This is a genomic window from Streptomyces sp. NPDC057939, assembly GCF_042887545.1.
In the GTDB taxonomy this organism is placed as follows: domain Bacteria; phylum Actinomycetota; class Actinomycetes; order Streptomycetales; family Streptomycetaceae; genus Streptomyces.
This window is the reverse complement of sequence record NZ_JBHVPG010000115.1, coordinates 1-4849: the sequence shown is the minus strand read 5'-3', so window position 1 is coordinate 4849 and position 4849 is coordinate 1. Positions and strand designations below refer to the sequence as shown.

Annotated in this window: 3 protein-coding genes; all 3 read left to right on the top strand. The window is 74.9% G+C overall.

Annotation, left to right across the window (positions count from 1 at the left end; genetic code table 11):
- Nucleotides 1-3047 (top strand): amino acid adenylation domain-containing protein (locus tag ACFVS6_RS42825; protein ID WP_389711953.1); only part of this gene is annotated, 3047 nt, incomplete at its 5' end.
- Between the two features lie 4 nt (nt 3048-3051).
- Nucleotides 3052-3903 (top strand): alpha/beta fold hydrolase, encoded by an 852-nt coding sequence (locus tag ACFVS6_RS42820; protein ID WP_389711952.1) that lies wholly within the window; start codon nt 3052-3054, stop codon nt 3901-3903.
- A 10-nt stretch (nt 3904-3913) separates the two neighbouring features.
- Nucleotides 3914-4810 (top strand): phosphotransferase, encoded by an 897-nt coding sequence (locus ACFVS6_RS42815; protein WP_389711951.1) that lies wholly within the window; start codon nt 3914-3916, stop codon nt 4808-4810.
- The last annotated feature ends 39 nt before the right edge of the window (nt 4811-4849 follow it).

The following is a 4849-nucleotide window of genomic DNA, read 5'->3' as shown; positions in this document are numbered from 1 at the left end:
ACCTCACCGCCTACGCCCACCAGGACCTCCCCTTCGAACGCCTCGTAGAAGCCCTCAACCCCACCCGCACCCTCTCCCACCACCCCCTCTTCCAGGTGGTCCTCTCCCTGCAGAACACCGGTCCGCGCGGGCCCGAGGCGCAGGGCGGCCCGGCCCTGCCCGGCGGGCTGACGATCTCCCGCGCCGGCGGCGCGGCCACCGCCGCCAAGGTCGACCTGGGCTTCTCGGTGTCGGAGCGCCGCGACGGCGACAACGCCCCCGCCGGCATCACCGGCGTCCTCGACTACAGCACCGACCTCTTCGACCGCTCGACGGCCCAGGCCCTGGCCGACCGGTTCGTCCGGGTGCTCGTCGAAGCGGTGGCGGACCCCGCCCAGCGGTTGAGCCGCATCGACGTCCTGGGACCCGAGGAGCGCGGCCGGGTCCTGTCGCGGGCGCAGGGCCCCGCGAAGGACCTCGCCCCGGCGGGCTTCGCCGCGCTCTTCGAGGAGCACGTCCGCCGGCGCCCCGACGCCGAGGCCCTCGTCCTGCGCGAGGAGTCGTTGACGTACGCCGAGCTCAACGCGCGCGCCAACCGGCTCGCCCGGCTGCTGGTCTCGTACGGAGCCGGTCCCGAACGCCTCGTCGCCCTGGCGCTGCCGCGCTCCACCGAACTGGCCGTGGCCGTCCTGGCCACCGCCAAGGCCGGCGCCGCCTTCCTGCCCCTCGACCCGGGACACCCCGCGGAGCGGATCACCGGCACGCTCGGGGACGCGTCCCCCGTCGTCCTCGTGACCACCGGTGCGACGGGCGGCACGCTGCCCGCCACCGACGTGCCCCGGCTGGTGCTGGACGATCCCGCGACGGCCGCCCTGCTCGCGGGTCAGGACGCCGGCGACCCGGCCGACGCCGACCGGACGGCCCCGCTCTCCCCGTACAACCCGGCCTACGTCATCTACACCTCGGGCACGACCGGCCGCCCCAAGGGGGTCACCGTCACCCACGCGGGCCTGCCCGGCCTCGTCGACATCTTCACCTCGTACGCCGGGGTCGTCCCCGGCAGCCGGGTCCTGCACCACCTGTCCCCCGCCTTCGACGGTGCGGTCTGGGAGCTGTCCATGGGCCTGCTCACCGGATCGACGCTGGTCATCGCACCCCCGGAGACCCTCCCCGGACGGGAACTCGCGGAGCTGGCGGTCCGCGCGTCCGTCACGCACGCCGCGATCCCACCGGCGGTGCTCCAGCTGATCCCCGAAGGGGCGCTGCCCGCCGGGATGACGCTGGTCGTGGCCGCCGAGAGCTGCCCGCCCGAGCTGGTCGCGCGCTGGTCCGCGGGCCGGCTGATGCTCAACTCGTACGGCCCGTCCGAGGCCACCGTCTGCGCGACGATGAGCGGTCCCCTGACCGGCGCGGTCACCCCGCCGATCGGCGGCCCGGTGGCCGACACCTCGGTCCACGCCCTCGACGAGGCCCTCCAGCCCGTGGCGCCCGGCGTGCCCGCCGAGCTGTACGTGAGCGGCCCCGGCCTCGCCCGCGGCTATCTGGGCCGGGCCGCCCTGACCGGCGAACGGTTCGTCGCGAACCCGTACGGCCCGCCCGGCAGCCGCATGTACCGCACCGGCGACCTGGTCCGCTGGAACCGGGACGGCCAACTGGAGTACCTGGGACGCACCGACACCCAGGTCAAGCTACGCGGCATGCGCATCGAGCCCGCCGAGATCGAAGTGGCCATGACCCGTCTGCCCGGCATCGCCCAGGCCGCGGTGCTGGTCCGCGAGGACACCCCGGGCGAGCGCCGGCTCGTCGGCTACGCGGTCCCGGAGAGCGGCTTCGCCCCGGACCCGGCCGAGTTGCGCCGCCGACTGCGGGAGCTGCTGCCCGAGTACATGGTCCCCGCGGCGGTCACCGTGCTGCCCGCGCTGCCGTTGACGTCGAACGGCAAGCTCGACCGGCGGGCGCTGCCGGTGCCCGCGTACCGCGCGTCGAGCGGTCGGGCGCCGCGCACACCGCGCGAGGAGGTCCTGTGCCGGCTGTTCGCCGAGGTGCTGGAACTGGAACTCGTCGATCCCGACGACGGGTTCTTCGACCTGGGCGGCCATTCCCTGCTGGCGGTCCGGCTCGTGGAGCGGGTCAGGGCCGAGCTGGGCGTGGTGATGACGGTGCGGGACCTGTTCGCCGCGCCGTCCGTCGCGGACCTCGCGGCGCGGCTCGCCGCCGGCGGCGCCCGCGAGCCGATGGAACGCCTGCTGCCGTTGCGGGCCTCGGGCTCCGAACGTCCGCTGTTCTGCGTCCATCCCGGTTCCGGGATGAGCTGGTGCTACTCGGGTCTCGTCCGCCACCTGCCCGCCGGGATCCCGCTGTACGGGATCCAGGCCGCGGGACTCGACGGTGACGGCACGCTGCCCGCCACCCTGGAGGAGATGGCCGCCGAGTACGCCGACCTGATCCGCGGCGTCCAGCCCGAAGGCCCGTACCGGCTGCTCGGCTGGTCGCTCGGCGGGAACGTCGCCTTCGCCATGGCCGACGAACTGCGCCGGCGCGGCCAGGAGGTGGAGCTGCTGACCCTGTTGGACTCCTACCCGCGGCGCCGCACGGCCGGCGCGGAACCGGAACTGGCCGAGGTGTTCGCCCACAACCTGCGCGACGCCGGCTTCGACGTGACACCCGGAGAACTGGCCGGCGGGGCCTTCCCCGCGGCCCGCTACCGGGAGTTCCTGCACGCCACCGGGGACCCGATGGGCCGCCTCGAAGCGGACGAACTCCGCGCGGTGCTTGACGTGTTCATGAACAACGCGGGCCTGATGCGCGGCCACCTGCCCGGCCGTTTCGACGGCGACGTGCTGGTGGTGTCCGCGGAGCGGGTGTCCGCGGAGAAGCTCGCCCGCCGCGACGCCGAGTCGTGGCGCCCCCACGCGACGGGCCGCATCGACCGCGTCGGCGTCGACTCGGACCACCTCGGGCTCGTCCAGTCCGACGACGCGCTCGCCCTGATCGCCCGCGCCCTGACCGATCGGCTGCTGCCCACCGAAGGAGACACCGCCATGTCCCGTCCGAACGAAACGGCCTGACGCCATGCCCCTCATCGACGTCAACGGCATCCGGCTCCATTACTACGACAACGCCGCCAACGCCGCCAACGCCGCCGGCCCCGCCGCGCCGACCGGCTCCGGCCGCACCGCGCCCGCCGTCCTGCTCATCATGGGGTCGGGCAGCAAGGGTCGGGCCTGGCACCTGCACCAGGTACCGGCCCTGGTCGCCGCGGGACTGCGCGTCATCACCTTCGACAACCGGGGCATCGCCCCGAGCGACGAGTGCGCCGGCGGCTTCGGCCTGGCCGACCTGATCGCCGACACGGCCGCGCTGATCGAGGAGCTGCGGCTCGGCCCCTGCCAGGTCGTCGGCACCTCGATGGGCGCCTACGTCGCCCAGGAACTCGCACTGGCCCGGCCCGAACTCGTCGACCGGCTCGTCCTGATGGCCACCCGGGGGCGCGCGGACGCGGTCCGCAGCGCGCTGTCCCGCGCCGAGATCGAGCTGTACGACACGGACGTGCGCCTGCCCGCCTCCTACGAGGCGGTCATCGAGGCCATGCAGATGCTGTCGCCCACCACCCTCGACGACGACCAGCGGGCCCGGGACTGGCTCGACCTGCTGGAGCTGACCCGGGCCTCCGGGCCCGGCAGCCGGGCCCACCTCGGCATCACCGTCGGCTCGGACCGGCGGACGGCCTATCGGGCCATCCGGGTCCCGACCCGGGTCATCGCCTTCGAGGACGATCTCATCTCACCGCCTCGGCTCGGCCGGGAGGTCGCCGAGGCGATCCCCGGCGCCGAGTTCGAGGTCCTGCCCGACTGCGGGCACTACGGCTACCTGGAGCAGCCGGAAGCCGTCAACAAGAGCCTCATCGGCTTCCTACGGACGTGAGGAGCACACCGTGCTGAAGGCGAACCCCCCATCCGACCTCCACGACCTCGCCGAGGGCGAACGGGAACTCCTGGACCTGGTCCTGGAGGTGTGCCCCGCGCTCCGACCGGCCTCGGTCGTCTACCGCAGCCGCACCTCCCTGGTGGTCTCCGGCGAACTGGCGGGCACGGAGGTGGTCGCGAAGGTGCGCACGCCCGAGTGGCGCCGGCAGAGCCTGCGCGAGATCGAGGCGTACGACCTGTTCGACGTGTCGCCGCCCCCCGTGCCGGTGCCCCGGCGCTTCGCCTCCGACCGGGAGCACGCGGTGCTGGTCCTGGAACGGCTGCCCGGCGGGGTGGTGGCACCGGAGCGGTTCCCGGCCGCCCCGGTGCCGGAAGCGGACCTGACGGGAGTCCTCGACGCCGTGCGGCGGCTGCGCGGCTGGCGCCCCGACGTACCCGCCTCCTGGCACGTCGACTACCGGCCGATGCTGGACGGCGTCATCGCCCGGGGCGACCTCGACGCGGCGCACGGGGCGGCCGTGGTCCGGCTCCTGGAGTCGGCCGGGCCGCCGCGGGAGATCGGGCACGGCGACCTCGTTCTCGCGAACGTGGTGCGCGCCGCCGGCGGACACGCCCTGATCGACTGGGCGAGCGCCGCCGTGTTCCTGCCCGGCGCGGACCTCGCGCAACTGTGGCTGCTGCTGGGCGGGGTGCCGGGGGCGCGCGAGCGGATCGACGCGGTGGCCGCCGGGCCCGGGGTCCCCGCGGCGGAGGTCGCCGGGTTCCTGGTGAACCTGACCCTGCTGCTCTACCGCGAGCGGCGGGCCCACTCCCGCTTCACCGACGAGGCGTCCCGGGCCCGCGCCGCCCGGTTGGACGCCGACTGGGACCTGGTCCGCGCACGGGTCGGGGCCTGCGCCCCCTGACGGGGCCGGCGGGACCGCGCGCGCAGGGGCCTCCCGGCC

What these genes read in the sequence shown, in the direction of transcription:
- ACFVS6_RS42820 (WP_389711952.1), top strand. Translation starts at nt 3,052, where the DNA reads ATGCCCCTCATCGACGTCAACGGCATCCGGCTCCATTACTACGACAAC.